General features: G+C 74.0%; 22 protein-coding genes. 12 read left to right on the top strand and 10 right to left on the bottom strand.

Annotated elements, in window-relative coordinates; translation table 11 throughout:
* Positions 1-10: 10 nt before the first annotated feature.
* Together PVK74_RS07200 and PVK74_RS07195 are read left to right on the top strand one after the other, a co-directional pair.
* A complete protein-coding gene (locus PVK74_RS07200) occupies positions 11-823 on the top strand; it encodes a M15 family metallopeptidase (protein ID WP_069088688.1) in 813 nt (270 codons plus the stop codon).
* Between the two features lie 44 nt (positions 824-867).
* Positions 868-1,374: a DinB family protein gene (locus tag PVK74_RS07195; protein WP_064445820.1), complete on the top strand. Its 507-nt coding sequence runs from the start codon at positions 868-870 to the stop codon at positions 1,372-1,374.
* A gap of 10 nt (positions 1,375-1,384) precedes the next feature.
* On the opposite strand, the gene PVK74_RS07190 is transcribed toward PVK74_RS07195, so the two are convergent.
* Complete coding sequence (locus PVK74_RS07190) at positions 1,385-2,158, bottom strand: alpha/beta hydrolase (RefSeq protein WP_043323740.1); 774 nt, start codon at positions 2,156-2,158, stop codon at positions 1,385-1,387.
* Positions 2,159-2,305: 147 nt separating this feature from the next.
* Here PVK74_RS07190 and PVK74_RS07185 point away from each other — a divergent pair, with 147 nt between their 5' ends.
* The 3 genes from PVK74_RS07185 to PVK74_RS07175 all read left to right on the top strand — a co-directional run bounded on the left by PVK74_RS07185 (position 2,306) and on the right by PVK74_RS07175 (position 5,022).
* Positions 2,306-2,698 carry a hypothetical protein gene (locus tag PVK74_RS07185; RefSeq protein ID WP_043323741.1) on the top strand — a complete coding sequence of 131 codons (393 nt, stop codon included), beginning with the start codon at positions 2,306-2,308 and terminating at the stop codon, positions 2,696-2,698.
* A gap of 76 nt (positions 2,699-2,774) precedes the next feature.
* Positions 2,775-3,449: an HAD family hydrolase gene (locus PVK74_RS07180; protein WP_064445822.1), complete on the top strand. Its 675-nt coding sequence runs from the start codon at positions 2,775-2,777 to the stop codon at positions 3,447-3,449.
* A 373-nt stretch (positions 3,450-3,822) separates the two neighbouring features.
* A complete protein-coding gene (locus PVK74_RS07175) occupies positions 3,823-5,022 on the top strand; it encodes an RtcB family protein (protein WP_064445823.1) in 1,200 nt (399 codons plus the stop codon).
* A 32-nt stretch (positions 5,023-5,054) separates the two neighbouring features.
* On the opposite strand, the gene PVK74_RS07170 is transcribed toward PVK74_RS07175, so the two are convergent.
* The 5 genes from PVK74_RS07170 to PVK74_RS07150 all read right to left on the bottom strand — a co-directional run bounded on the left by PVK74_RS07170 (position 5,055) and on the right by PVK74_RS07150 (position 7,290).
* The gene (locus tag PVK74_RS07170; RefSeq protein WP_274478586.1) at positions 5,055-5,219 is read right to left on the bottom strand and encodes a hypothetical protein; all 165 of its coding nucleotides are present in this window, start codon (positions 5,217-5,219) and stop codon (positions 5,055-5,057) included.
* Complete coding sequence (locus tag PVK74_RS07165; protein WP_030499989.1) at positions 5,216-5,434, bottom strand: helix-turn-helix domain-containing protein; 219 nt, start codon at positions 5,432-5,434, stop codon at positions 5,216-5,218. The genes PVK74_RS07170 and PVK74_RS07165 overlap by 4 nt, the downstream gene beginning before the upstream one ends.
* Positions 5,434-5,913 (bottom strand): DUF2975 domain-containing protein, encoded by a 480-nt coding sequence (locus tag PVK74_RS07160; protein ID WP_274478583.1) that lies wholly within the window; start codon positions 5,911-5,913, stop codon positions 5,434-5,436. Before PVK74_RS07160 ends, PVK74_RS07165 begins: the two co-directional genes overlap by 1 nt.
* Before the next feature lie 31 nt (positions 5,914-5,944).
* The gene (locus tag PVK74_RS07155) at positions 5,945-6,586 is read right to left on the bottom strand and encodes a dihydrofolate reductase family protein (RefSeq protein ID WP_274478582.1); all 642 of its coding nucleotides are present in this window, start codon (positions 6,584-6,586) and stop codon (positions 5,945-5,947) included.
* An 83-nt stretch (positions 6,587-6,669) separates the two neighbouring features.
* The gene (locus PVK74_RS07150) at positions 6,670-7,290 is read right to left on the bottom strand and encodes an HD domain-containing protein (protein WP_274478581.1); all 621 of its coding nucleotides are present in this window, start codon (positions 7,288-7,290) and stop codon (positions 6,670-6,672) included.
* Between the two features lie 139 nt (positions 7,291-7,429).
* Here PVK74_RS07150 and PVK74_RS07145 point away from each other — a divergent pair, with 139 nt between their 5' ends.
* The 5 genes from PVK74_RS07145 (at position 7,430) to PVK74_RS07125 (ending at position 11,883) form a co-directional block, all read left to right on the top strand.
* A complete protein-coding gene (locus tag PVK74_RS07145) occupies positions 7,430-8,377 on the top strand; it encodes a TolB family protein (protein ID WP_113972788.1) in 948 nt (315 codons plus the stop codon).
* Between the two features lie 107 nt (positions 8,378-8,484).
* Positions 8,485-9,255, top strand: a complete 771-nt coding sequence (locus PVK74_RS07140; protein WP_064445828.1) for a class I SAM-dependent methyltransferase — start codon at positions 8,485-8,487, stop codon at positions 9,253-9,255.
* 55 nt (positions 9,256-9,310) lie between these two features.
* Positions 9,311-10,315, top strand: coding sequence for a hypothetical protein (locus tag PVK74_RS07135; RefSeq protein ID WP_274478580.1), 1,005 nt, complete (start codon positions 9,311-9,313; stop codon positions 10,313-10,315).
* Complete coding sequence (locus PVK74_RS07130) at positions 10,312-10,965, top strand: hypothetical protein (protein ID WP_064445830.1); 654 nt, start codon at positions 10,312-10,314, stop codon at positions 10,963-10,965. Before PVK74_RS07135 ends, PVK74_RS07130 begins: the two co-directional genes overlap by 4 nt.
* A gap of 15 nt (positions 10,966-10,980) precedes the next feature.
* Positions 10,981-11,883: an inositol monophosphatase family protein gene (locus PVK74_RS07125; protein WP_064445831.1), complete on the top strand. Its 903-nt coding sequence runs from the start codon at positions 10,981-10,983 to the stop codon at positions 11,881-11,883.
* 28 nt (positions 11,884-11,911) lie between these two features.
* On the opposite strand, the gene PVK74_RS07120 is transcribed toward PVK74_RS07125, so the two are convergent.
* The gene (locus PVK74_RS07120; RefSeq protein WP_210871602.1) at positions 11,912-12,676 is read right to left on the bottom strand and encodes an SDR family oxidoreductase; all 765 of its coding nucleotides are present in this window, start codon (positions 12,674-12,676) and stop codon (positions 11,912-11,914) included.
* 140 nt (positions 12,677-12,816) lie between these two features.
* On the opposite strand from PVK74_RS07120, the gene sigJ reads away from it, so the two are divergent.
* On the top strand, positions 12,817-13,677 hold the full coding sequence (gene sigJ / locus PVK74_RS07115; RefSeq protein WP_113972785.1) for an RNA polymerase sigma factor SigJ: 861 nt from the start codon (positions 12,817-12,819) through the stop codon (positions 13,675-13,677).
* Positions 13,678-13,733: 56 nt separating this feature from the next.
* Here the strand turns inward: sigJ and PVK74_RS07110 are convergent, their stop codons facing one another.
* Genes PVK74_RS07110 through PVK74_RS07100 form a run of 3 tightly spaced genes read right to left on the bottom strand, consistent with a single transcriptional unit; the run spans position 13,734 to position 16,255 of the window.
* The gene (locus tag PVK74_RS07110; protein WP_274478579.1) at positions 13,734-14,633 is read right to left on the bottom strand and encodes a GNAT family N-acetyltransferase; all 900 of its coding nucleotides are present in this window, start codon (positions 14,631-14,633) and stop codon (positions 13,734-13,736) included.
* 55 nt (positions 14,634-14,688) lie between these two features.
* Positions 14,689-15,012, bottom strand: coding sequence for a nuclear transport factor 2 family protein (locus PVK74_RS07105; RefSeq protein ID WP_043323765.1), 324 nt, complete (start codon positions 15,010-15,012; stop codon positions 14,689-14,691).
* A 10-nt stretch (positions 15,013-15,022) separates the two neighbouring features.
* Entirely contained in the window at positions 15,023-16,255 is a 1,233-nt protein-coding gene (locus PVK74_RS07100; protein ID WP_043323767.1) for an ArsB/NhaD family transporter, read from the bottom strand.
* A 108-nt stretch (positions 16,256-16,363) separates the two neighbouring features.
* On the opposite strand from PVK74_RS07100, the gene PVK74_RS07095 reads away from it, so the two are divergent.
* The gene (locus tag PVK74_RS07095; protein ID WP_274478578.1) at positions 16,364-22,129 is read left to right on the top strand and encodes a WD40 domain-containing protein; all 5,766 of its coding nucleotides are present in this window, start codon (positions 16,364-16,366) and stop codon (positions 22,127-22,129) included.
* The last annotated feature ends 198 nt before the right edge of the window (positions 22,130-22,327 follow it).

Here is a 22,327-nt window from a genome sequence, read left to right as displayed (position 1 = left end):
GGGCACCGGCATGCGCGCGACGGCGGGCCTGGCCGTGGCGACCGCGCTGCTCGCCGCCGCCTGCCAGCGGCCCGCGCCGTCGCCGTCGCCGTCCGCGCCGCCGTCAGCCACCCCGACCGGCCCGCGGGCCCCGGCGGACTTCGTGGACCTCAGCACCGTCGACCCCACCGTCCGCACCGACATCCGGTACGCGGGCCCGCACAACTTCGTCGGCCGTCCGATCGACGGGTACGCCGAACCACGCTGCCTGCTCACCCGCCCGGCGGCGCAGGCGCTGCACCGGGTGCAGACCGCCGCGCTCGCCGGCGGGCACAGCCTCAAGGTGTACGACTGCTACCGCCCGCAGCGCGCCGCCGACGACTTCGTCGCCTGGGCGAAACTCCCCGGCGAACAGCTGATGAAGGGCGAGTTCTACCCCGCCGTGCCGAAGGACCGGCTCTTCGCCGACGGGTACATCGGCGCGCCCACCGCGCACAGCCGGGGCAGCACCGTCGACCTGACCCTGGTCCCGGTCTCCGGGCCCCCGCAGGCCGGGTACACGCCCGGCCAGCCGCTGGTGCCCTGCACCGACCCGGCCGGCCGCCGCTTCGCCGACGACTCGATCGACATGGGCACCGGCTTCGACTGCTTCGACCCGCGTGCCCACACCGCCGACGCGCGGATCAGCGACACCGCCCGCAACAACAGGGACCTGCTGCGCCGGCTGATGTCCGCGCAGGGCTTCGAGAACTATCCGCTGGAGTGGTGGCACTACCGCTACGTCGACGAGCCGTACCCGGACACCTGGTTCGACTTCCCGGTGGCCGGTTCGTCGCTGCGGTGACGCGGCCGTTCCATCATGATCGATTGCGGCTAGGGTGGGCGTTCATGGAGACCGAACGGATCGGCCCGCCGCTGCTCGGCGGGGAGCGGGAGTCGCTGCGCGCGTTCCTCGACTTCCACCGGGCCACGCTCGCCCTCAAGTGCGAGGGGCTGACCGACGAGCAGTTGCGCCGGCAGGCGTCGCCGCCGTCCACGCTGTCCCTGCTCGGGCTGGTCCGGCACATGGCGGAGGTGGAGCGCACCTGGTTCCGCCGGGTCATCGCCGCCGAGGACGTGCCGCTGGTGTGGTCGGACACCGGTGACTTCCAGCAGGCGTACGACGCCCGCGACGCCGACGTGGCGGAGGCGTTCGAGGCCTGGCAGCGCGAGATCGAGCACGCCCGGCGCATCGAGCGGGAGGCCGAGTCCCTCGACGTGACAGGTCACCAGGCCCGCTGGGGCGAGGACGTGTCGCTGCGCCTGGTCATGCTGCACATGCTGCACGAGTACGCCCGCCACAACGGGCACGCCGACCTGATCCGCGAGGCGATCGACGGCACCGTCGGCGTCTGAGTCCGGCCGATCAACGCGTGCGCAGCGGCAGCCAGGCCAGCACGTCGGAGATGCGTGCGTCCCAGTACGCCCAGTCGTGGTCCCCCGGACCGAAGTCGACGGTGACCGGCACGTCGCGCTTGCGGGCCGCGTCGAGGAACCGCACGTTGTCCTCGTACAGGAAGTCCTCGGTGCCGCACGCGACGTAGAGCGCCGGCCGGTCGTCGCCGGAGCGCTCCAGCAGCCCCACCGTGTCGTCGTCCGCCGGCACCGGGTCGTCGCCCCAGACCGTGTGCCACACCGCCGGGTCGACCGGGTGGGTCGGATGGTGGCGGCGGCGGGTCACGTCCAGCGCGCCGGACAGGCTGGCCGCCGCCGCGAACCGCTCCGGCCGGCGCAACGCCCACTTGAGCGCGCCGTAGCCGCCCATCGACAGGCCCGCGACGAACGTGTCCTCCCGGCGGTCGGACAGCCGGAAGAACGACCGGCACACCTCGGGCAGCTCCTCGCTGAGGAACGTCCAGTAGCGGTTGCCGTGTGCCTCGTCGCAGTAGAAGCTGCGCTGCACCTGCGGCATCACCACGGCCAGCCCCAGCGGCGCCACGTACCGCTCGATCGACGTGCGGCGCGTCCACACCGTGTCGTCGTCGGTCAGCCCGTGCAGCAGGTAGAGCACCGGCGGGTCACCGTCCGCGCCGGAACCCGCCATGCCGATCCCGGCGGCGCCCGGGTCGGGCAGCAGCACCGTCATCGAGGTGCCCACGCCGAGCGCCTCGGAGAAGAAGTCACACCGGATGTGCGCCATGAGGCGGGAGCGTACCTCGCAGGGGTTCGATGAGGGCGTTCCTATTGCCCCCGGACGGTCGTACGGGACAGGATGGCCGTGCGTGCCGGTAACACACCCGTAACCTGCGCGCTGCTGGTCTCTGTCACAAGGAAGTGGGAGTCAGGCATGAGCGACGTGTCGGCCGCACTGGGTGTGCGCCTCTACCCGGACCTGGTCGAGCCGGGTGGTCTCGCCCCCGCGCTCGTGGCGACCGCCGCCGCGCACCAGCTCGACGTCGGCGCGGTCTCCGCGCCCGAGCAGGGGCGCAGCCGCTTCACCTGCGCCGAGATGACCTCCCCCCGGGGCGTGGTCTGCGTCAGCCTCGGCTCCCAGGCCCGCTACTTCATGATCGACCTGAGGGTGGACGGCGACGTCCAGGCCCGCGGCGACGCCACCGACCTGCTCCAGGTCGCGCAGGTGGCGGCCGCCTGGCGGGCGGGGATCACGCTCGCCGAGCTGACCGCGCGCTACCCGTTCATGGAGGAGATGCGGCGCCACCCGGTCGCGCAGGCCGGCTGAGGCCGGGCACCCTGGCCCGGCCCGATCCAGGTCGACCGCCGCTCCCGGACGCGCCGTGTCGATCTAGGGTGATGCGATGACCGCCAGGCGCGTGACGACAGTACTGTTCGACTTCGCCTGGACTCTGTTCGCCAGAGACTCGGAGCGCTGGGTGGGCAACGCGGCGGCATCGATCGACCGGACATTGGCTGTCGGCGAGGCGCACCGTATTGCCGGCGACTTCGCGGAACTGTTGCGGGAGACGGCCACGGATCCGGCCCACATCGCCCGAGATCTGGACCCGCGAGTCTGGGATCGGGCGATCCTCGCTGTGCTGGAACAGATTCCTGGGGTGGACCAGGCGCTGGCATCGGCCATGCACGAAACACACGCCGAAGCAGTCGAGCCGTACGCCGACACCGTCGCCACCCTGTCCGCATTGCGTGACAGCGGTGTTCGCATCGGCGTTGTCAGCAACGTCGGCTGGGACATCCGCACATGCTTTGCGCGGCACGGACTCGACGGCTATGTCGATGCGTTCGTACTGTCCTACGAGGTCGGCTTCGTCAAACCGGACCCTCTGATCTGGGTCGCCGCCCTCGAAGCCCTCCATGCCGCACCGGGCCAGACCCTGATGGTCGGTGATCATCCCGCCGGCGACGGCGGATCGGTTGCCGCCGGCATACCGGCGCTGATCCTGCCAATGGTGGATTCGCCCGCGCAGAAACGCGGATTCGAATACGTGCTCAGGCTTGCCCAGGTTCCGTCCTGACGGGTCTTTCGCTGGTCACTCACGTGAAGCTCCTGGTAATCAGCGCGTGCGCGGAAAGGTTCAGTGCTGTCGCAAATTCGCGTTGCCGCCGGTGCGCGGCGCCCGTACGGTGAGCGGGCAACGTCGATCTGATCCACCAGGGAGTCCACCGTGTCGCAGCAGAACCGCACCCGCGCCGAGCGGCAAGCGCCGCGCGCCGGTGCCCTGCTGCCCGAGCCGGGCACGGGCCGGGAACGGCAGTGGCAACCAGGGTGGTGGCGCGTCTAGCGCCGGCGCGACGATCCGCGCGAACCGCCCGCCCCGACACCGGAGCAGGGCGGTTCTCCGTTTCCGGGGGTACCTATCTCCGACGGACACGAGCAAGGAGACGACGATGGGTTTCACCCCGCTGGCCGGTACCCGGGCGCCGGTCCGGGTCTGGACCGACCCGTACACGATCGAGGCGCAGGCGGCCCGGCAGCTGCGCAACATCGGCGCGCTGCCGTGGGTGCAGGGCGTCGCGGTGATGCCGGACGTGCACTTCGGCAAGGGCGCCACTGTCGGCTCGGTGATCGCGATGCGGCAGGCCGTGTCGCCGGCCGCGGTCGGCGTGGACATCGGCTGCGGCATGTCCGCGGTGCGGACCTCGCTGACCGCCGCCGACCTGCCCGACGACCTCGCGCCGCTGCGTTCGGCAATCGAGGCGGCGATCCCGGTCGGCTTCGCGATGCGCGACGACGCTGTCGATCCGCGGCGGGTCCGGGGCCTGGAGCAGGCCGGCTGGGACGAGTTCTGGCGGCGGTTCGCCACGCTGGACCGGAAGGTCGCCCAGCTCGAGACGCGGGCGCAGCGGCAGCTCGGCACGCTCGGCGGCGGCAACCACTTCATCGAGGTCTGCCTGGAGCAGGGTGGCCCGGACGACGGCCGGGTCTGGCTGATGCTGCACTCCGGTTCCCGCAACATCGGCAAGGAACTGGCCGAGCGGCACATGTCGGTGGCGCGCGGGCTGCCGCACAACACCGACCTGCCGGACCGGGACCTCGCGGTGTTCCTCGCCGGCACGCCGGAGATGGAGGCGTACCGGCGGGACCTGTGGTGGGCGCAGGAGTACGCCCGGCGTAACCGGGCGGTCATGCTCGCGCTGCTGAGCCAGGTGGTCCGGGAGGCGTTCCCGCACGTGCGCTACGACGAGCCGATCTCCTGCCACCACAACTACGTGGCGGAGGAGAGCTACGACGGGGTGGACGTGCTGGTGACCCGCAAGGGAGCGATCCGGGCCGGTAAGGGGGACCTGGGCATCATCCCCGGCTCGATGGGCACCGGGTCGTACATCGTGCGCGGCAAGGGCAACGTCGACGCGTACTGCTCGGCGTCGCACGGGGCCGGGCGGCGGATGTCGCGGGGGCAGGCGAAGCGCACGTACAGCACGGCGGATCTGGCCGCGCAGACCGCCGGTGTGGAGTGCCGTAAGGATGCCGGTGTGGTGGACGAGATTCCCGGCGCGTACAAGGACATCACCGAGGTGATGGCCCAGCAGGAGGACCTGGTCGAGGTGGTCGCCCACCTCAAGCAGGTCGTCTGCGTGAAGGGCTGAGCGGCAGGGCCGGCGTCGAGGGGGCGCCGGCCCTAACGGGTACGCCGGGCGACACGTACGCCGATGGCTACCGCGCCGATGACGAGCAGCGCGGACAGGAACTGGAGGCCGGGGGAGTCATCGGCCTCGCCGTACACGAAGCCGGCGACGCCGAGCACGACGGCGAGCACCGCCACGGCGGCGGCCAGGTGCCTCATCGCTCCTCCTCGTCGGGGACCCATTCGAGCAGGTCGCCGGGCTGGCAGTCGAGCACCCGGCACATGGCCTCCAGGGTGCTGAACCGGACGGCCTTGGCGCGGCCGTTCTTGAGCACGGCGACGTTGGCCGGGGTGAGCCCCACGCGCTCGGCGAACTCGCCGACGCTCATCTTGCGCTTGGCCAGCTCCACGTCGATGCGCACGACGATCGGCATCAGATCACCGCTTCCATGTCGGTGCGCAGCGTGGTGGCCTGGCGCAGCAGCGCGCGCAGCACAACCATCAGCAGCCCCAGCACGGTGACGCCGGTGACCAGCAGGAACAGCAGCAGCGGCAGCCCGGGGTCGTCGGCGTTGAAGCCCACATAGCCGAACACACCGACGAGCACCACCCAGGCGGCGGCGACCGCCCAGACGATCCCGTCGACCCAGCGCAGGGACGCCTCGGTGAAGATGCGGTCGCGCTTGACCAGGGTGAGCAGGTGCCAGGTGCAGACGATCACCACCTGGACGCAGAGCACCCAGAAGACCGTGACCGCGGTGGCGGGCCATCGCAGGTACGCCATGTCCGGGTCTTCCCGGGCCATGTGGGCGAACTGGCCGGGCAGCGACATGGTCTGGAACAGCACCAGGATCGCGAACAGCAGGACCAGGAAGGCGCGGAGTGGTGTCACCGCGCGTTGCGCCGTAAGCATGCATCGACTATCGCGCGGAACCTATCGAAAGTCAATCGGTATCGCTCGCGCGGCGGGTGACGGCGTAGCGGACGTGCACGGCGTACCGCGAGTGGTGCACGGCGCGGATCTCCAGGTCGACGTCCCGGTCGAAGCCCTCGAAGAGCCGCTTCCCGCCGCCGAGCACCACCGGAGCCGTGGACAGGCCCAGCTCGTCGACCACGCCGGCGGCGAGCGCCTGCCGGATCACGTCGGCGCCCCCGCCGATGACCACCGCGCCGTCACCGGCCGTACGCCGGGCCGCCGCCAGCGCCGCGTCGAACCCGTCGACCATGAGGAAACCGGCGTCCGGATCGGGCTGGTCGGCGGTGCGGTGGGTGAGCACGACCAGGGGCGCCTCGAACGGGTTCCGGCCGCCCCAGGCGCCCGCGGCGTCGTACATGCCCCGGCCGCACAGCGCCGCGCCGGCACCCTCCAGCAGCTCGTCGAAGTACGCGCGGTCCTCGGCGGTCATGCCGGCACCGGGTTCGCGTGGCGTGTCGTACGTCCACGGCCCGCCCATCACCCAGTAGTGCAGCCGCTCGCCGCCGGCACCGAGCCCCTGACCCGCGTGGTCGTCCGGACCGGTGACGTAGCCGTCCAGGGACACGGTGACGAACGCCCGCACCCGGCCCCGCGCTTCGCTGGTGCTCATGCTTCCTCCCGGAGACTCGGAGAACACCGACTCACCGAAGACCGCGCACCGGCACCGGACTCATCGCCGTCCTCGGTCCGGCGTCAGCCGTACACCGGATGTTCGGCCTGGAACGCCAGCCGGCGGTCCGCGCCGGCGGCCAGCTCGGCCAGCACGTCGTCCAGGTCCAGGAACGTCTGCCAGCGCTCCTGGCCGGTGATGCCGGCGAGCCGGTCGACCACGAGTTGCTCCAGGTCGGCGACCCGGCGGCCCTTCCACACCTTGTCGGCCAGGCTGACCATCAGGTCCTCCAGCTGTACGCCGGGGGAGTGCCAGGCGGCGTGGGTCACGGCGAAGCGGGCCCGCTCCTCCGGTACGCCGAAGCGGGCCCGCTCCTCCGGTACGCCGAAGCGCAGCAGCAACTGGTAGCCCGCCTCCTCGTGCGCGGACCCCGGGCCGGTCAGCTCGGCCGGATGCTCGACCTTGCCGAGGTCGTGCACCGCGGCGCCGAACAGCACCGCCTGCCTGTCGAACGGCACCGCGGCGAACCGGTCGGCGAACGCGGCGGTCAGGTGCCAGGCGACGTCGTGCACCAGCCGCAGGTGCGCGCCGAGGCGCGGCGGGGCGGCGAGGGCGGCCAGCAGCTCGACCGCCACGCCGGGCAGCGCGAGCAGCGGCGGGTCACCCGGCTCGGTGAGGGCGCGGCGCAGGGCGTCGGAGGTCATCGGGGCGAGCGTACCGGGTCGCTGCGGCCTCACCAGCGGTGATGGACGAGCAGCCGAACGTGAAGCGGCCGCTCGCCCGATTCCCGTCGATCGATCCACTCGGGAGGGTGGGGGCCACGTCTCTCACGGGGGTTGTCGAATGACCGCGTTGAATCGTCGTGCCCTGCTGCGTACCGCCGCGTTGACCGGGCTGGCCGCCGCGACCGGGCTGGCCGCCACGTCCCACGGCGCGGCCGCCGCCGAGCCGGTCAACGGGCCGTGGCTGGTCAGCGTCGGCTGGGGTGTGCTCCAGGTCGACCCGGGCCGCACCACGCCGCGGGAGCTGCTGCCGAACGGGGACCACGCCAAGACCTCGCCCGACGGCCGGTACGTGGCCTGGGTCAACACGGCCCGCTCCGGCGACGGCACGCTGGAGCCGTTCGTCGCGGTGTACGACCGGACCACCGGCCAGAAGCGCACGCTGCTCGCCGACCCGTTCGGCGTCCGCTACGGCGCGCCGACCTGGTCGCCGGACGGCACCGAAATCGCGCTGGTCACCGGGCAGGACAACGACCGCCTGATCGCCGTCGACGTGGCGACCGGTGCCACCCGGGTGCTGGTCGAGGGGCACGTTATGGCCGACCCGGACTGGTCCCGGGACGGCTCCTCGATCGCCCTGCGGTGGCGCAGCCGTTCCGAGGGGCCGCAGCTGCGCGTGCTGGACCTGGCGACCGGCAGGGCGCGGCCGATCTACACACCGCTGGCCGGCGAGCGGTTCGGCTCGCCGGTCTTCATGCCCGACTCCGGGCGCGTGGTGTTCTGCACCGACCGCTGGTATCCGGACCTGGAGACGCTCAACCAGTCCCTCGCCTCGGTGCGGATCAACGGGACCGGGCTGAAGAAGCTCACCGACGAACCCCGGTTCTACCTGTCCCCGGTGTTCTCCCCGGACGGCCGCTACTGCGCCGCGCTGTCGATCCCGCCGGAGAACGAGTACCCCGACGGCGGCAACATCATCGTGTCCACCAGCGGTTTCGGCGAGCAGTGGTGGATACCCGGCGACGAGTACGACGACAGCACCCGGCTGGACTGGGCGCGGGCGATCTGACGCACCGGGCGCGCGCATCACGGACCGGATGCGCGCCGCCGGGCGTGACCGGTGCGAGGCTTGGAGCGGACGCCGCCGACGGGGCCGGCGTCCGCTCTGGAGGGGTGATGGCCGAGCCGCCGACCGGGACGTCGTCGCACCGCGCGCAGGCGCACGGCCGGCACGCCAACCACCGCCGCTACCACGACGGCGCGGAGGTCGACGGGTACGTCGACGACCCGTACCACAGGGTGCGCCGCGCGGTCGCGGCCCGGCTGGTGACCGAGGGGGTGACCGGCGGCGGGCCGGTGCTGGAACTGGGCTGCGGACCGCGCGGCATGCTCGACCCGGCGGCGCTGCCCGGCCCGCTCGTGCTCGCCGACATGGCCGAGGCGGCGCTGGGCGCGGCGCGCGCGGTGACCGGCGGCCGGGCGCTGCCGGTCTGCCTGGACGCCACCCGCGGGCTGCCGTTCCGCGCCGGCAGCTTCGCCGGGCTGCTCGCCGGGGAGCTGATCGAGCACGTGTACGACCCGCTGGCGCTGCTGCGGGAGTGTCACCGGGTGCTGGCGCCGGACGGGCTGCTGGTGCTCACCACCCCGAACCTGGCGCCGGTGCAGGACCGGCTGGCGTTCCTCGCCGGCCGCGCGCCACGCCAGGTCGACCCGCTGCACCCCTATCTGTGGCTGCACATCCGCCCGTTCACCGCCTCGCTGCTGCGCCGCACGCTGCGCCGGGCCGGGTTCACGCCGGTGGCCCTGCGCTCCAACGAGGTCGGCTGGCGGCTGCCCGGCGGGCGGTGGGTGGCGTCGCGGCGGCTGGCCCGCGCCGCGCCCGGGCTCGGCGGCTCGCTGATCTGCGCCGCCCGCCGGCAGCCGCCGCCGGCCGGAAACAGGGTGTGATGGTGACATTGACAGCGGGCTATCATGGAGGTTCCGTCGTCGACCGGGGGATGTCATGACGCGCCTGCTCGCCTGGGTCGTGACCAACCTCGACGCGTTCATCGGTCTCGTCCTGGCCCTCACGGTCGCCGTGCTCGGCCTGACCAACGACGCGGTCAGCCAGGAGGTCGTCAACAGCGCGATCCTGCTGGTGCTGGGCCTGCTCGCGCAGGCGGTGCTGCGGGACCGGCTGCGCCGGCGCACCACCGAGCGGGAGATCCGCCAGGTCATCGTGGACACCCGCGACCGGCTCACCGAACTGGTGCCGCAGATGCGGGAGATCACCGGCCCCGAGGGCGCGCTGAACCGGGCCCGCGAGGCCATCGACAGCGTCTCCATGGTGCGGGTGCTGCACGGCAGCGAGGTCGGGCAGGCGCTCGCCGAGGCCCGGCGGCACACCGACCAGTGGAGCTTCAAGGGCGGCACCGGCACCTTCCTGCGCGCGGTCACGCTGCCGGACTGCCTGGAACACGCCCGGCGGCGCAACGCCACGCTCACCGTCGCCATCGAGATCATCGACCCGACCGACGAGGAGGTCTGCGAGCGGTACGCGCGGTTCCGGCGCAGCCTCGACCCGGACGCGCCGGGCGAGCCGTGGACCGTCGACCGCACCCGCGAGGAGTCGTACGCGACGGTGCTGGCCGCCTGCTGGCACCTGCAACGCTCCGGCCTGCTCACTGTCGACGTGCGGCTCTCCGCGCAGATGACCACGTTCCGCTACGACCTCTCCTCCTCCTGCGTCGTCGTCACCCAGGAGAACCCGCAGACGCCCGCGCTGCGCATCGACCGCGGCGAGGTCTACTACAACCGTTTCAACATCGAGCTGGACTACAGCCGCCGGCAGAGCCGGCGCGTGCCGATCGAGGCGGCGGCCCAGGTCAAGCTCGACGACGAGCCGTCGGTCGAGCAGGTACGGCGGTTGTTCACCGCCCTCGGCCTGACGCTGCCCCGGTCCTTCGGCGACCGCGAGGTCGCCGACATCATCGGCAAGGCCGTCCAGGCGAGGAACCCCTACTCATGACCAGTTACGCCGACCTCGAACGGGAGATCGACCGGGGCACCCGGCCGGAGCTCCTACGCGGCTGGGCGCTGGACGTGCTCGACGACGTCGCCGAGGGGCGGCGGTCGCTGCGCGCGGTCCGGCACCCGCTCGGCTTCACCTGCCTGCCAGTGGAACGCGACGGCCCGGACGGCGTCTGCGTGCACGCCTGGCCCGCCGACCCGCCGCCGGTGCGCCCGACCACCTCCACCATGCACTCGCACAGCTGGGACCTGCTCAGCCACGTGCTGCACGGCACCGTCCGCAACGAGCTGATCGAGGTCGACGACGCGCCGGCCGACCCGGCCTGGCGGGTCTACGAGGTGCGCAGCCTCGGCGAGGTGGACGAGATGGCCGCCACCGACCGGCTGGTCACCGCGATGACCGCCACTGTGGAGACGCACTCGGCCGGCGACTCGTACGCGCTGCGCGCCGGCGGCTTCCACACCTCGGAGGTCGACGCCGGTGAGCCGGCGGTGACAGTGGCGCTCGGCCGGACCACTCCCGGCGCGTGCGACCTCAGCCTCGGCGCGGTGGACGGGCGCAGCCACCGGGTACGCCGGGACCGATGCGACGCGGTGGAGACCGCGCGGATGGCGCGGCAGATCGCGCGACTGGTGGCACGGGGCTGACTGGCTGGAGGAGCCATGGACGTGGAGCCGAGCAGAGGCGGGCCCGACCTGCGCGAGGCGCACCGGTTCGCGGTGGAGGCCGCCCAGGCGGCGGGCCGGCTGCTGCGCCGGGGCACCCGGGGGGAGGTGCGCGCCCGGGCCAAGAACGACACCGGCGACCTCGTCACCGACCTCGACCTGGCCGCCGAGCGGCTGATCGTCGACCGGATCCGGGCCCGCTGGCCGGAGCACGGCGTGATCGCCGAGGAGGGCGGCGAGTACGCCCCGGACACCGCCTTCGCCTGGCTGGTCGACCCGCTCGACGGCACCAACAACGTGGCGATCGGACTGCCCGCGTACGTGGTCGGGATCGCCCTGTGCGACAACGGCTCGCCGGTGCTCGGCGTGGTCCACGACCCGGTCGCCGGCCGTACCTGGTCGGCGGTGCGCGGCCGGGGCGCGTTCGTGCACCCCTCCGGCCCGGCCGCCCGTCCGCTGCGCGCCGCGCACCGGCCGGTGCCGGCCGCGCCGGTGCTGGCCTGGACCCAGGGGCACGAGGTACGCCGGGACGACAGCACCGCCCGGGCGCTGAAGGTGGTGCTCGACACCACCGCGCGGCGGGTGCTGCAACTGTGGGCGCCGCTGCTGTCCTGGGTGATGCTGGCCCGCGGCGACATCGACGGCATCGTCGGCTACCGCCCCGAGGCGGTCGACCTGCCCGCCGGGATGCTGCTGGCCGCCGAGGCCGGCATGGCGGTACGCGCGCTCGACGGCGGCACGTTCGACGACCGGTACGGCTGCCCGGCGGACCGGCGCAGTTTCGTGGCCGGGCCGCCGGAGACCATCGACCGGCTGGTCAAGCTGGTCACCGCGGCACAGTGGATCGAGCCGCAGGTGCGCCGCCTCACCCCGGTCAGTCTCGGCTCGGTCGGCTGGTGAGACGCGATCCGCTGCAGACGAACCTGCGCTACCCCGGCCTTCGGTCGGCCAGGAAGTCGGTCCAGGTCCGCACGCCCCTCGCCGCACCGGGCCGGGCGAGGTTCGCGCCGTCCCGGTACGCCCGGCCCGCCCGCCCGGGGATGCGGACCGGCAGGCGTGCCCGGCGCTTCCCGGTGGCCGCCAGGTAGCCGGTCAGCAGCTCGCCGATGCCGTGGGTGTGCGGCCCGGCCAGGTCCGGCACCAGCCCGGCCGGTGCGCCCAGCGTCAGCTCGGCCAGCCGCGCCGCCACCTCGGCGGCGTCGACCGGCTCCAGCCGCAGCCCGCCCGGCACCGGCGTCACCGGCAGCCGGGTCATCGCCGTCAGCATGGTCAGCACCAGGTCGTGCACCTGCGCGGCGCGCAGCACCGTCCACGGGACGCCGGAGTCCGTCACCGCGCGCTCGGCGTCGAGCTTGGACCGGATCCAGGCCAGCGGCACCCGGTCGGCGCCGGTCACGGAGATGTGCACCAGGTGCGCCACACCGGCCCGGTGCGCGGCGCGGGCCAGGTGGGCGGTGGCGCAGTCGTCGCCCCTCGCGCCGCCGGCCAGGTGCAGCACCGTGGACACCCCGCGCAGCGCGGGGCCGAGGTCGGCGCCGGTGAGCAGGTCGGCGGTCACGTGGGTGACGCCGTCGCCGGACCGTCCGCCGCGCCGGCTGAGCACCCGCACCGGATGCCCGGCGGCGCGCAGCAGCGGTACGACGTGCCGGCCGATCGTGCCGGTGCCGCCGGTGACCAGGATCTGTGGGTTCATCGTCTTTCCCTCCGTCGCCTGTGCTGCCACGTCGACCCGCGCCGACCCGTCGACGTGACAGGTGTGACGGTGGTCACCTCCGGTCACCTCGGCCGGTTGTGGCGGGTCGGGACGACGTGCGGGAGAGGGAGGCTCAGGTGATGGACCACGGGCTGGCGGAACGGTTCGAGCGGGAGCGGCCGCGTCTGCGCGCTGTCGCGTACCGGCTGCTCGGCTCGCTCACCGACGCCGAGGACGCGGTGCAGGAGACCTGGCTGCGGCTGGCCCGTACCGACCCGGCCGCCGTGGACAACCTGGATGCCTGGCTCACCACAGTGGTCGCCCGGGTCAGCCTCAACGCGCTGCGGTCCCGCGCCGCCCGCCGGGAGGACCCCCTCGACGTACGCCTGCCCGACCCGGTGGTGGACGCCGACGACCCGGCGCATGCCGCGGTGCTCGCCGACTCGGTGGGGCTGGCGTTGCTCGTGGTGCTGGACACGCTGAGCCCGGCCGAGCGGCTCGCGTTCGTGCTGCACGACATGTTCGGGGTGCCGTTCGACGAGATCGGTCCGCTCGTCGACCGCTCACCGGCGGCGGCCCGGCAGCTCGCCAGCCGGGCCCGCCGCCGGGTACGCGGACAGGCGCCCACCCCCGATCCCGACCTCACCCGGCAGCGGGCGGTGGTCGACGCCTTCCTCGCCGCCGCCCGCGACGGCGACCTCGACGCGCTGATCGCGGTGCTGCACCCGGACGTGGTGCTGCGTTCCGACGCGGGGACCGCCCGCGCCCGCCACACGGTCGTGCTCACCGGCGCGACGACGGTGGCCGCGCAGGCCACCACGTTCGGGCGGCTGTTCCCGCACGCCCGGCCGGTGCTGGTCAACGGCGCCGCCGGGGTGCTGGTGAGCGCCGGGGACCGCCCGCTGTCGGTGATGGCGTTCACCGTCACCGGCGGACGGATCGCCGCCGTGGACGTGATCGCCGATCCGCGCCGGCTGGCCGCGCTCGGCCTCACCGGCTGACCCGGAGCCCGCTCGGTCGGCCGGGACCAGGTCGGCTCGGTCGGGACCAGGTCGGCTCAGTCGACCAGGGCCAGGTTGGCCATGTCGACCACCGGCCGGAAACCGAGGCCGGCGTAGAGCCGGTTCGACACCGGGTTGGCCTGGTCGGTGAACAGGCACACCCGCGCGCCCTCGGCCGTGAGCAGCCGGCTGACCTCGGCGACCGCGTTGCCGGCCCAGCCGCGTCCGCGCTGCTCGGGTGGCGTGTAGACCGGACCGACCCGGGCCACGCCGAACGACGGCGGGTTGGCGGCGGTCAGGTGCACCGGAGCGCCCGACCCGTCGGTCCAGAACCAGACCCGGCCGTCCCGGATGCGGCGCAGCAGATCGGCGCGGTCGGGCGTCTCGTGGGCGCTCGTGCCGCGCGGGCGGCCCGCCTGCTCGTCGGCGTCGGCCATGAACGCGGCGAACCACGCGGCGACCAGGTCGACCTCGTCGGCGGTGGCCGTCCGCAACGCGCCCGGCGCCGGCGCGGGCGGCGTGAGCTGGTCGAGCACGTGCAGCCGGGTGTGCTGGGCGACAGCGACCCGGCCGCCGTCGAGCCGGGCGACCTCCTCGGCGCAGGCGCGCGCGGCGGGCAGCGCGCCGTTCACCGCGCGGACCCGCTCGCCGCGCCGGTGCCACGCGCGGGCCAGCGCCTCGGCGGCCTCCGGCGGCATCGGCAGCAGGAACGCCGGTCGCGGCGGGAACGGCGCGGTACGCATCGCGGCGCCCACCACCGCCCCGGAGGCGTCCCGCACCACCAGCCACCAGTCGTCCTCGGGCAGCGTCACGCCCTCGGCGCGGCGGGCCGCCATCCGGCGCGTGACGCTGGCGACGACGGTGCTCACCACCGGGTCGGCGGCCAGGTACGTCCCGGCGGCGGCGAGGAACTCCTCCGGGTCGGCGTAGAAGCGCAGGGTGGGATCGGCGGTCATGCGGGCACGGTAGCCACTGCCCGCGGCCGGGCCGTAGCGGTTTTCCCGCCCCGGCTCAGGGTGCGATGCGCAGTCGGCGGATGCGGGTGTCGTCGTACTCCTCGAACCGGAACCGCAGCCCGGCGAACGGGCTGCCGGGGAAGTCACCGCTGATCGTGGCGGTCACGACCGTCCCGGCGGGTGTCTGCTCGACGTCGGTGATCTCGTACGACACCAGCGGCGTGCCGTCGCGCCAGGCGCGGATCTCCCCGATCCCGCGGTGGGTGCGGCCCTCGTCCTCGACCACCGCGTCGTCGGCGAACAACGCGAGCCAGGGCTCCTTGTCGGCCTGGCCGGCGAGCGCGAAGTAGCGGCGGACGATCTCGGGCGGGTTGCTCATGGACGCGATGCTAGGCGCCGGGACCGACAAGAAGCGCTGTGACGGTGGCGGTGGTGGCGAGCACGGCGAGCGCGGCGCTGGTCGCCACGAACCGGCCCAGCGGCACGGCCACCCCGGCGGCCCGGCAGCGCTCGTACCAGATCAGTGTCGCCAGCGACGCCCACGGCGTGGCCAGCGGACCCACGTTCGTGCCGATCAGCAGCGCCAGCAACTGGGTGTGCCGGTCGGCCGCGATCACCGCCTCGCCGGCCAGGTACGCGGGCAGGTTGTTCACCGCGTTGCTGAACAGCGCGCCGACCGCGCCCGCCCGCAGCGCGCCCTCCGCGCCCGGGTCGGTGCCGATGAGCGTGCCCATCACGGAGTCCAGGCCGTACCGGCCGATGGTCTGCACCACCAGGAACAGCCCGGTCACGAAGACCAGCAGCCGCCACGGCACCAGCGCGAGCCGCAGCCGGTGCCGGGCCCGTACCGCGAAGCCGGCGACCAGGATCGCGGCGGCCACCCCGGAGGCGACGCCGATCTCCACCCCGGCGAGGATCCCGGCGACGAACAGCAGGCAGGCGGCGAGCGCGGTGCGGTAGAGCACCCGGTCCGGCGGCACGTACGGCGGCGGCGGGTCGAACGGGTCGGCCCCGGCGCGCGCCGGACGCCAGTACCACCACCACAGCAGCAGCGCGGTGACCGCCACGGCGACCAGTTGCGGCCACCACATCCGGGCCGCCCACGGCACCGGGTCCAGGTCGACCCGGTCGCTGGCCAGGATGTTCGTCAGGTTGGACACCGGCAGCAGCAGGCTGGCCGTGTTCGCCAGCCACACGGTGGTCATGGCCAGCGGTGTCGGCGGCACGTTCAGCGCCCGGGCCAGCGCGATCATCACCGGCGTGAGCAGCACCGCCGTGGTGTCCAGGTTGAGCGCGATGGTGGTCACCGAGGCGAAGCCGACGCAGAGCCAGAACAGGGCCCGGAAACTGCCCCGCGCGGTCACCGCCACCCGGGTCGCGAGCGCGTCGAACACCCCGGCCACAGCGGTCAGCTCGGCCAGCACCACCACCGTGCCGAGGAAGATCAGGATCGGGATGATCCGCCGCATCGTGCCCTCGGCGTCGGCGCGCGGCAGCAGCCCGGTGAGCACGCACACCAGCCCGACCGCGGCCAGGCCGATCGCGATCCAGTCCAGCACGTGCAGTCGGCCCCAGCGGGAACGGTCGGGCACGGCGTTCGGCGGATCGCCGGGGGTCTCCACGAGTGATGATCCTCGCACATGCGGGCGTGGCCGCAGGAGCCCGACGCGGGCCCGATCCGGGCTGCCGAGGGTGTCGATCTGTTGACCGTCGGTGGCCATAATGACCACGTGGCTGTAGGCGCGCACCCCACCCGGTCCGACCGCCCCATCGACTTCTTCATCAGTTACTCACCGGCCGACGAGCGCTGGGCGACGTGGCTGGCGTGGGAGTTCGAGGCGGCCGGCTACCGCACACTGTTGCAGGCGTGGGACTTCGTCGCCGGCACCAACTTCATCGACTTCATGGACCGTGGCGTCCGCGAGGCCGAGGTCGTGGTGGCGGTGCTGTCCGAACGCTACCTGCACTCCACGTACGGCAAGCTGGAGTGGCAGGCCGCGCTGCGCGCCGACCCCGACGGCACCGGAAACAAGCTCGTCACGGTACGCGTCGAGGACTGCCCGATCGACGGGCTGCTCGCCACCATCACCTATGTGGACCTGGTCGGTGTGGACGACCCGGCGCAGGCCCGTAACCGGGTGCTCGACCGCATCCGGGAGGCGCTCGACGGCCGGGCCAAACCGATGCGGCAGCCGGCGTTCCCGCACCACCCGGCCGACCCGCACGGGGTGCTCGCCGCGCCCGCCGCCGGAGCGCCCGCGCCGCGCCGCGCCCGGCGTACCCCGATCAACCCGCCGCCGTTCCCGCCGGCCGCGGTGGCGCCGCCGACCGCCCGGGACACCGTCACCGTGCTCCAGGTCGCCGGGCCGCGCTTCGGCCGGGGCGTGATCACCCCCGGCGCGCCGGTCACCCCCGGCGAGGTGCAGGAACACCTGATGGGTGACCTCACGCTGCTGATGAACGACGGCGTGCCCCGGCCGGACCTGCTCGTCGTCGCCGGCAACCTGACCGAGTCGGGCAGCCCGCGCGAGTTCTCCGACGCGCTGAGCTTCCTCACCGGCCTCCGGGTGCTGCTCGGGCTGGAGCCGCACCGCCTGATCGTGGTGCCCGGCCCGCGCGACGTGACGATGGCCGCCTGCCGCGCGTACTTCGCGACCTGCGAGGCCGACGACGTCGACCCGCAGCCGCCGTTCTGGCCGAAGTGGCGGCACTACGCGCGCCTGTTCGACGACCTCTACCAGGGCCTCGAGGACCGGATCTTCGACAGCGAGCAGCCCTGGACGCTGTTCCCCGTCCCGGACCTGCGGGTGGTGGTGGCCGGGCTGAACTCCACCATCGCCATCACCCACCGCGAGGAGGACCGGTACGGCTTCCTCGGCGAGGCGCAGTCCAGCTGGTTCGCCCAGCGGCTGCGCCACTACCAGCAGTCCGGCTGGCTGCGGCTGGGCGCGATGGCGCACGCGCCGGGGGCGCGCAGCCCGTACGCCGACGAGGTGCCCCCGGACCCGGTGTCGCTGCGCGACCGCGGCTCGGTGAACCGGCTGGTCGGCCCGATGCTCAACCTGCTGCTCTCCGACGCCGCGCCGTCGGCCCGGGTCGACCCGGTGGTGCCGCTGGCCGCCGCGCCCCGCGACGGCCGGGCGCAGGTGCTGCGGCTCGGCGGCGACGGGATGACCCGCTGGGTGCTCGGCCGCGACGACCGCCTCGACTCCGGGGCGCTGACGGCGGTGAACTGGCCGCATGCCGAGGCGACGTTCGGCGCGGCCGGCCCGGCCCAGGTGCCCGACCCGCGCCGCCCGGTGGCCGTCGAGGGGGCCACCCAGGGCGTGGCGGTCACCGCCGCACCGGTGCAGCGCCTGCTGGACCGGCTCGCCGAGGTCTGCGAGGCCCGCTACGACCGGGTGGTGGTACGCCGCGTCGACACCGACCCGCCGCACCTCTACATCAGCTACCGCTCCGACGGCGTGGTCCGCCAGCAGCGCGTCGGCGCGCACGTGGGCACCCCCACCGCCGCCGACGTGGACGTCTTCGCCCGCCGGGTGCACGCCACCGATCCGGACATCGCCTCCGAACTGGTCTACGACGGTGACCGGGTGCCGCGCGGGCTGGCCGAGGAGGCGCAACGCCGGGGCGTGCGCGTGCTGCACCTGACCGAGTTCCAGGGCCTGCTCGACCTGCGTGACTACGTCGCGGCGCAGACCGCCCGGCTGCAGGCCGACCGCCTCTACCCGCCCGGGCAGTACGTGCCGCAGCGCTACCGCCATCTCGTCGGCGCCGACCAGCGCGTCCGCGACGACGTGGTGGACGAGCTGCTGGAGACCGTCTCCGCCCCGGACGGCCGGTTCGTGCTGGTGCTCGGCGACTTCGGCCGCGGCAAGACGTTCGCGCTGCGCGAGGTGGCCCGGCGGCTGCCCACCGCCGCGCCCGACCTGATCCCGATCCTGGTCGAGCTGCGCGCGCTGGACAAGGCACACTCCGTCGACGGCCTGGTCGCCGCGCACCTGGCCAACCACGGCGAGCAGGTGATCGACCTCAAGGCGTTCCGCTACATGCTGCGCCAGGGCCGCATCGTGCTGCTCTTCGACGGGTTCGACGAGCTGGTCGCCCGGGTCACGTACGACCGGGCGGCCGACCACCTGGAGACGCTGCTGCAGGCCGCCGAGGGCAACGCGAAGATCGTGGTGAGCAGCCGGACCCAGCACTTCAAGACCAACTCGCAGGTGCTGACCGCGCTCGGCGAACGGGTCGGCCTGCTGCCGCACCGGCGCGTGCTCGCCGTGGAGGACTTCACCCCCGGGCAGATCGAGGCGTTCCTGCGCAACCGGTACGGCGGCGACGAGCGGGCCGCCCGCGAGCGGATGGACCTGCTGGCCGGCGTGAAGGACCTGCTCGGGCTCTCCCGCAACCCGCGCATGCTCGGCTTCATCGCCAACCTGGACGAGGGGCGCCTCGCCGCCGTCGCCGGCGCGGGTGGCACGTTCAGCGCCGCCGCGCTGTACCGGGAGATCCTGGAGTCCTGGCTGGACTTCGAGGAGCGCCGCACCCAGGGCATCCCCGGCGCGCCGGTGAGCCTGCGCCGCCCCGAGCTGTGGCAGGCGGTGAGCCGGCTGGCGTTCCAGCTCTGGGAGAGCGGCGAGGCGTACCTGCGCCTGGCCGAGCTGGCCGAGTCCACCGGCCAGCTCGCCGGGCGCGCCGACTCGCGGCTGTCCGGCCCGCAGGCGGCGCACGCGGTCGGCGCGGGCAGCCTGCTCGTCCGCACCGACGACGGACTGTTCGGGTTCATCCACACCTCGGTCATGGAATGGCTGGTCGCCGAGGGCGTCGCCGAGCAGATCAACCGGGGCGAGGAACCGGCCGCGCTGGCGGTGCGGTCGCTGTCCGCGCTCGCCGTCGAGTTCCTCGGCGACCTCGCCGACCCGGCCCGCTGCACCGCCTGGACCGCGCGGGTGCTCGGCGACGAGTCGGCGGGGGAGACGCTGCGCGCCAACGCGCTGCGGCTGTCCGCCCGGCTGCGCCTGCCCGACCGGGCCGACCTGCGCGGCGCGGTGCTGCGCGGCGAGGACCTGTCGCACCGCGAACTCGCCGGCGCCGACCTCACCGGCGCCGACCTGACCGACGCGCGGCTGGTCGCCACGAACCTGACCGAGGCGCGGCTGGAACACGCCCGGCTGCGCGGCGCCCGCCTGGACCAGGCCCGCCTCGCCGGGGCGGACCTGCGCGACGCGGAGCTGGCCGGGGCGCGGCTGTTCCGTACCGACCTGCGCGGCGCGCGCGTGGGCGGCAGCAGCTGGCACCGCACCGCGCTGATCGACGTCAGCGCCGACGCGGCCATGCTGCGCGCCCCGGAGCTGCGCGGCGCCGTCGTCGCGCCGGGCCGGCCGGTCGCGCCGGGCCTGGCCCCGCCCGCGGTGGGCGTCGCCTACGGCTTCGAGGTGGGCCGGCTGCCGGTGCCGGCGGCGTACAGCCCGGACGGCGCGGTGCTCGCCGTCGGCAGCGACGACGGCGGTGTGCTGCTCTGCGACACCAGCACCGGGCTGCCGGTACGCACGCTCCAGGGACACCGGTCCCGGGTGTACGCGGTCCGCTACGACGCCGCCTCCCACCAGCTCGTCACCGGCGCGGCCGACCTCACCGTACGGCTGTGGGACGCCGACCACGGCGACGTGCGGCACGTCATCGAGGACGTCTTCACCGGCTGGGTGTGGCCGCTGCTCACCGACGGCCGCCGCGGCCGGCTCGTGGTGGGCGACGCGGCCGGCGTGGTGCGGCTGTACGACACGCGCACCGCCCGGCTGCGCCACGAGTGGCCCGGCCACGCCGCGCCGATCTGGGGCACCTCGTTCAGCCCCGACGGCCGGCGGGTCGTGGTGGCCGACAGCGGCGGCACGGTACGCGGCTGGGACATCCCCACCGGCCGGCTGGCGTTCGAGGTGCGCGAGCCGGAAGTCGTCTACCGGCTGGCGCACACGCCGGACGGGCGGCTGCTGGCCGCGGTCGGGCAGCACGGCCGGGTCTGGGTCCGCCGGGCCGCCGACGGCGAGCTGCTGCGCTCGCCGCGCGGCCACGAGGCCGACGTGTACGCCCTCGACATCCACCCCGACGGCACGCTGATGGCCACCGGCGACACGCACGGCGCGCTGCGGCTGTGGGAGACCGAGACCGGCCGGCCGGTACGGGTGCTCGGGCGGCAGCGGGGCGCGATCTACAGCGTCCGGTTCAACGGCGACGGCAGCCTGCTCGCCACCGCCGCCAGCGACGGCGCGATCCAGCTCTGGGACACCGACGACGGGCAGGTCCGGCACGAGCTGACCCGGCACCGCGGCTCGGTCTGGCCGGTGGTCTGGCGGCCGGACCAGAACCAGGTGGCCACCAGCAGCAACGACGGCACCACCCGGCTGTGGGACGTACGCACCGGGCAGCTCCAGCACACGTTGCGCGGGCACGGCCGGCGGGTCACCGCGCTGTCCTTCCGCGACGACGGGGAAGTGCTCGCCGCCTGCGGCAACGACGGCGTGATCCGGCTCTGGGAACCGCGTACCGGCCGCCTGCTGCGCCAGCTCGCCAGCCCCGCCGACCGGCTGCTGTCCGTGGTGTTCTGCCCCGAGGAGCCGCTGGTCGCCTCGCCCAGCGGCGACGGCGGCGTGCACCTGTGGAACACCGACACCGGCGCCGACGAGCGCGAGCTCAACGTGGACACCGACCACGTCTGGGCGGTCGCGTTCAGCCCCGACGGCGACGCGCTCGCCACCGCGAACGACGACGACACGGTACGCCTGTGGTACCGCCGCACCGGCCGGCACTTCGCCACGCTCACCCCGCACCGGGGCCGGGTGCGCACCGTCGCGTTCAGCCCGGACGGCGAGACCATCGCCACCGGGTGCGACGACCAGACGGTTCGGCTGTGGGACGCCGCCACCGCCACCTGCCGGATGACGCTGGAACACCACACTGACCGGGTCTACTCGGTCGGCTTCAACAGCGAGGGCACGCTGCTGGCCAGCGCCGGCAACGACGGCACGGCGGTGGTCTGGGACGTGCAGACCGGCCAGCCGCGTGTCGTGCTCACCGAACACGACGGCCGCCTCTGGTCGTGCGCGTTCAGCCCGGACGGCAACCTGCTCGCCACCGCCGGGGACGACCTGGTGATCCGGCTGTGGGACCCGGTCACCGGCCGGCTGCACGGCACGCTGGCGGCACACACCCGGCGGGTCTGGTCGGTGCACTTCAGCCCGGACAGCAGCCTGCTCGCCAGCGCCGGTGACGACGGCACCGTACGCCTGTGGGACGTGGCCGACCCGGAGCACGCCCAGCTGCGGACCACGCTGATCGGGCTGCCGGACGGATGGGCGGCGGTCAGCCCGGACGGCCGGTACAAGCTGGACGGTGACCCGGGCGGCCAGTTCTGGCACGTCATCGGCACGTGCCGCTTCGAGGTGGGCGAGCTGGATCCTTACCTGACCCAGGTCCGCCGACTACCCGTGGACGCCCCCTTCTGACCCCCGCGAATCTCCCCGTGCTCTCCGCGGTGATCAAGGAGTTTGTGTCCCGATCCGCGCCCGATCCGGACACAAACTCCTTGATCACCGCCGTGGGTGCTGCCGGGAGGTGCTCGTCCCGCCGGGCCGCCGTGGGCGCCTCGTCCGAGGCGGTCCGGAGATCTTGGTAGGAAAGGGTCCCTATGGGGGCCCTTTCCT

Origin of the sequence: Micromonospora chalcea, from assembly GCF_028768405.1 — a bacterium.
In the GTDB taxonomy this organism is placed as follows: Bacteria; Actinomycetota; Actinomycetes; order Mycobacteriales; family Micromonosporaceae; genus Micromonospora; species Micromonospora chalcea.
Note: the sequence above shows the minus strand (reverse complement) of the source record. Positions and strands in the feature narration are given on the sequence as shown.

What these genes read in the sequence shown, in the direction of transcription:
- PVK74_RS07200 (WP_069088688.1), top strand. Translation starts at nt 11, where the DNA reads ATGCGCGCGACGGCGGGCCTGGCCGTGGCGACCGCGCTGCTCGCCGCC.
- PVK74_RS07195 (WP_064445820.1), top strand. Translation starts at nt 868, where the DNA reads ATGGAGACCGAACGGATCGGCCCGCCGCTGCTCGGCGGGGAGCGGGAG.
- PVK74_RS07190 (WP_043323740.1), bottom strand. Translation starts at nt 2,158, where the DNA reads ATGGCGCACATCCGGTGTGACTTCTTCTCCGAGGCGCTCGGCGTGGGC.
- PVK74_RS07185 (WP_043323741.1), top strand. Translation starts at nt 2,306, where the DNA reads ATGAGCGACGTGTCGGCCGCACTGGGTGTGCGCCTCTACCCGGACCTG.
- PVK74_RS07180 (WP_064445822.1), top strand. Translation starts at nt 2,775, where the DNA reads ATGACCGCCAGGCGCGTGACGACAGTACTGTTCGACTTCGCCTGGACT.
- PVK74_RS07175 (WP_064445823.1), top strand. Translation starts at nt 3,823, where the DNA reads ATGGGTTTCACCCCGCTGGCCGGTACCCGGGCGCCGGTCCGGGTCTGG.
- PVK74_RS07170 (WP_274478586.1), bottom strand. Translation starts at nt 5,219, where the DNA reads ATGAGGCACCTGGCCGCCGCCGTGGCGGTGCTCGCCGTCGTGCTCGGC.
- PVK74_RS07165 (WP_030499989.1), bottom strand. Translation starts at nt 5,434, where the DNA reads ATGCCGATCGTCGTGCGCATCGACGTGGAGCTGGCCAAGCGCAAGATG.
- PVK74_RS07160 (WP_274478583.1), bottom strand. Translation starts at nt 5,913, where the DNA reads ATGCTTACGGCGCAACGCGCGGTGACACCACTCCGCGCCTTCCTGGTC.
- PVK74_RS07155 (WP_274478582.1), bottom strand. Translation starts at nt 6,586, where the DNA reads ATGAGCACCAGCGAAGCGCGGGGCCGGGTGCGGGCGTTCGTCACCGTG.
- PVK74_RS07150 (WP_274478581.1), bottom strand. Translation starts at nt 7,290, where the DNA reads ATGACCTCCGACGCCCTGCGCCGCGCCCTCACCGAGCCGGGTGACCCG.
- PVK74_RS07145 (WP_113972788.1), top strand. Translation starts at nt 7,430, where the DNA reads ATGACCGCGTTGAATCGTCGTGCCCTGCTGCGTACCGCCGCGTTGACC.
- PVK74_RS07140 (WP_064445828.1), top strand. Translation starts at nt 8,485, where the DNA reads ATGGCCGAGCCGCCGACCGGGACGTCGTCGCACCGCGCGCAGGCGCAC.
- PVK74_RS07135 (WP_274478580.1), top strand. Translation starts at nt 9,311, where the DNA reads ATGACGCGCCTGCTCGCCTGGGTCGTGACCAACCTCGACGCGTTCATC.
- PVK74_RS07130 (WP_064445830.1), top strand. Translation starts at nt 10,312, where the DNA reads ATGACCAGTTACGCCGACCTCGAACGGGAGATCGACCGGGGCACCCGG.
- PVK74_RS07125 (WP_064445831.1), top strand. Translation starts at nt 10,981, where the DNA reads ATGGACGTGGAGCCGAGCAGAGGCGGGCCCGACCTGCGCGAGGCGCAC.
- PVK74_RS07120 (WP_210871602.1), bottom strand. Translation starts at nt 12,676, where the DNA reads ATGAACCCACAGATCCTGGTCACCGGCGGCACCGGCACGATCGGCCGG.
- sigJ (WP_113972785.1), top strand. Translation starts at nt 12,817, where the DNA reads ATGGACCACGGGCTGGCGGAACGGTTCGAGCGGGAGCGGCCGCGTCTG.
- PVK74_RS07110 (WP_274478579.1), bottom strand. Translation starts at nt 14,633, where the DNA reads ATGACCGCCGATCCCACCCTGCGCTTCTACGCCGACCCGGAGGAGTTC.
- PVK74_RS07105 (WP_043323765.1), bottom strand. Translation starts at nt 15,012, where the DNA reads ATGAGCAACCCGCCCGAGATCGTCCGCCGCTACTTCGCGCTCGCCGGC.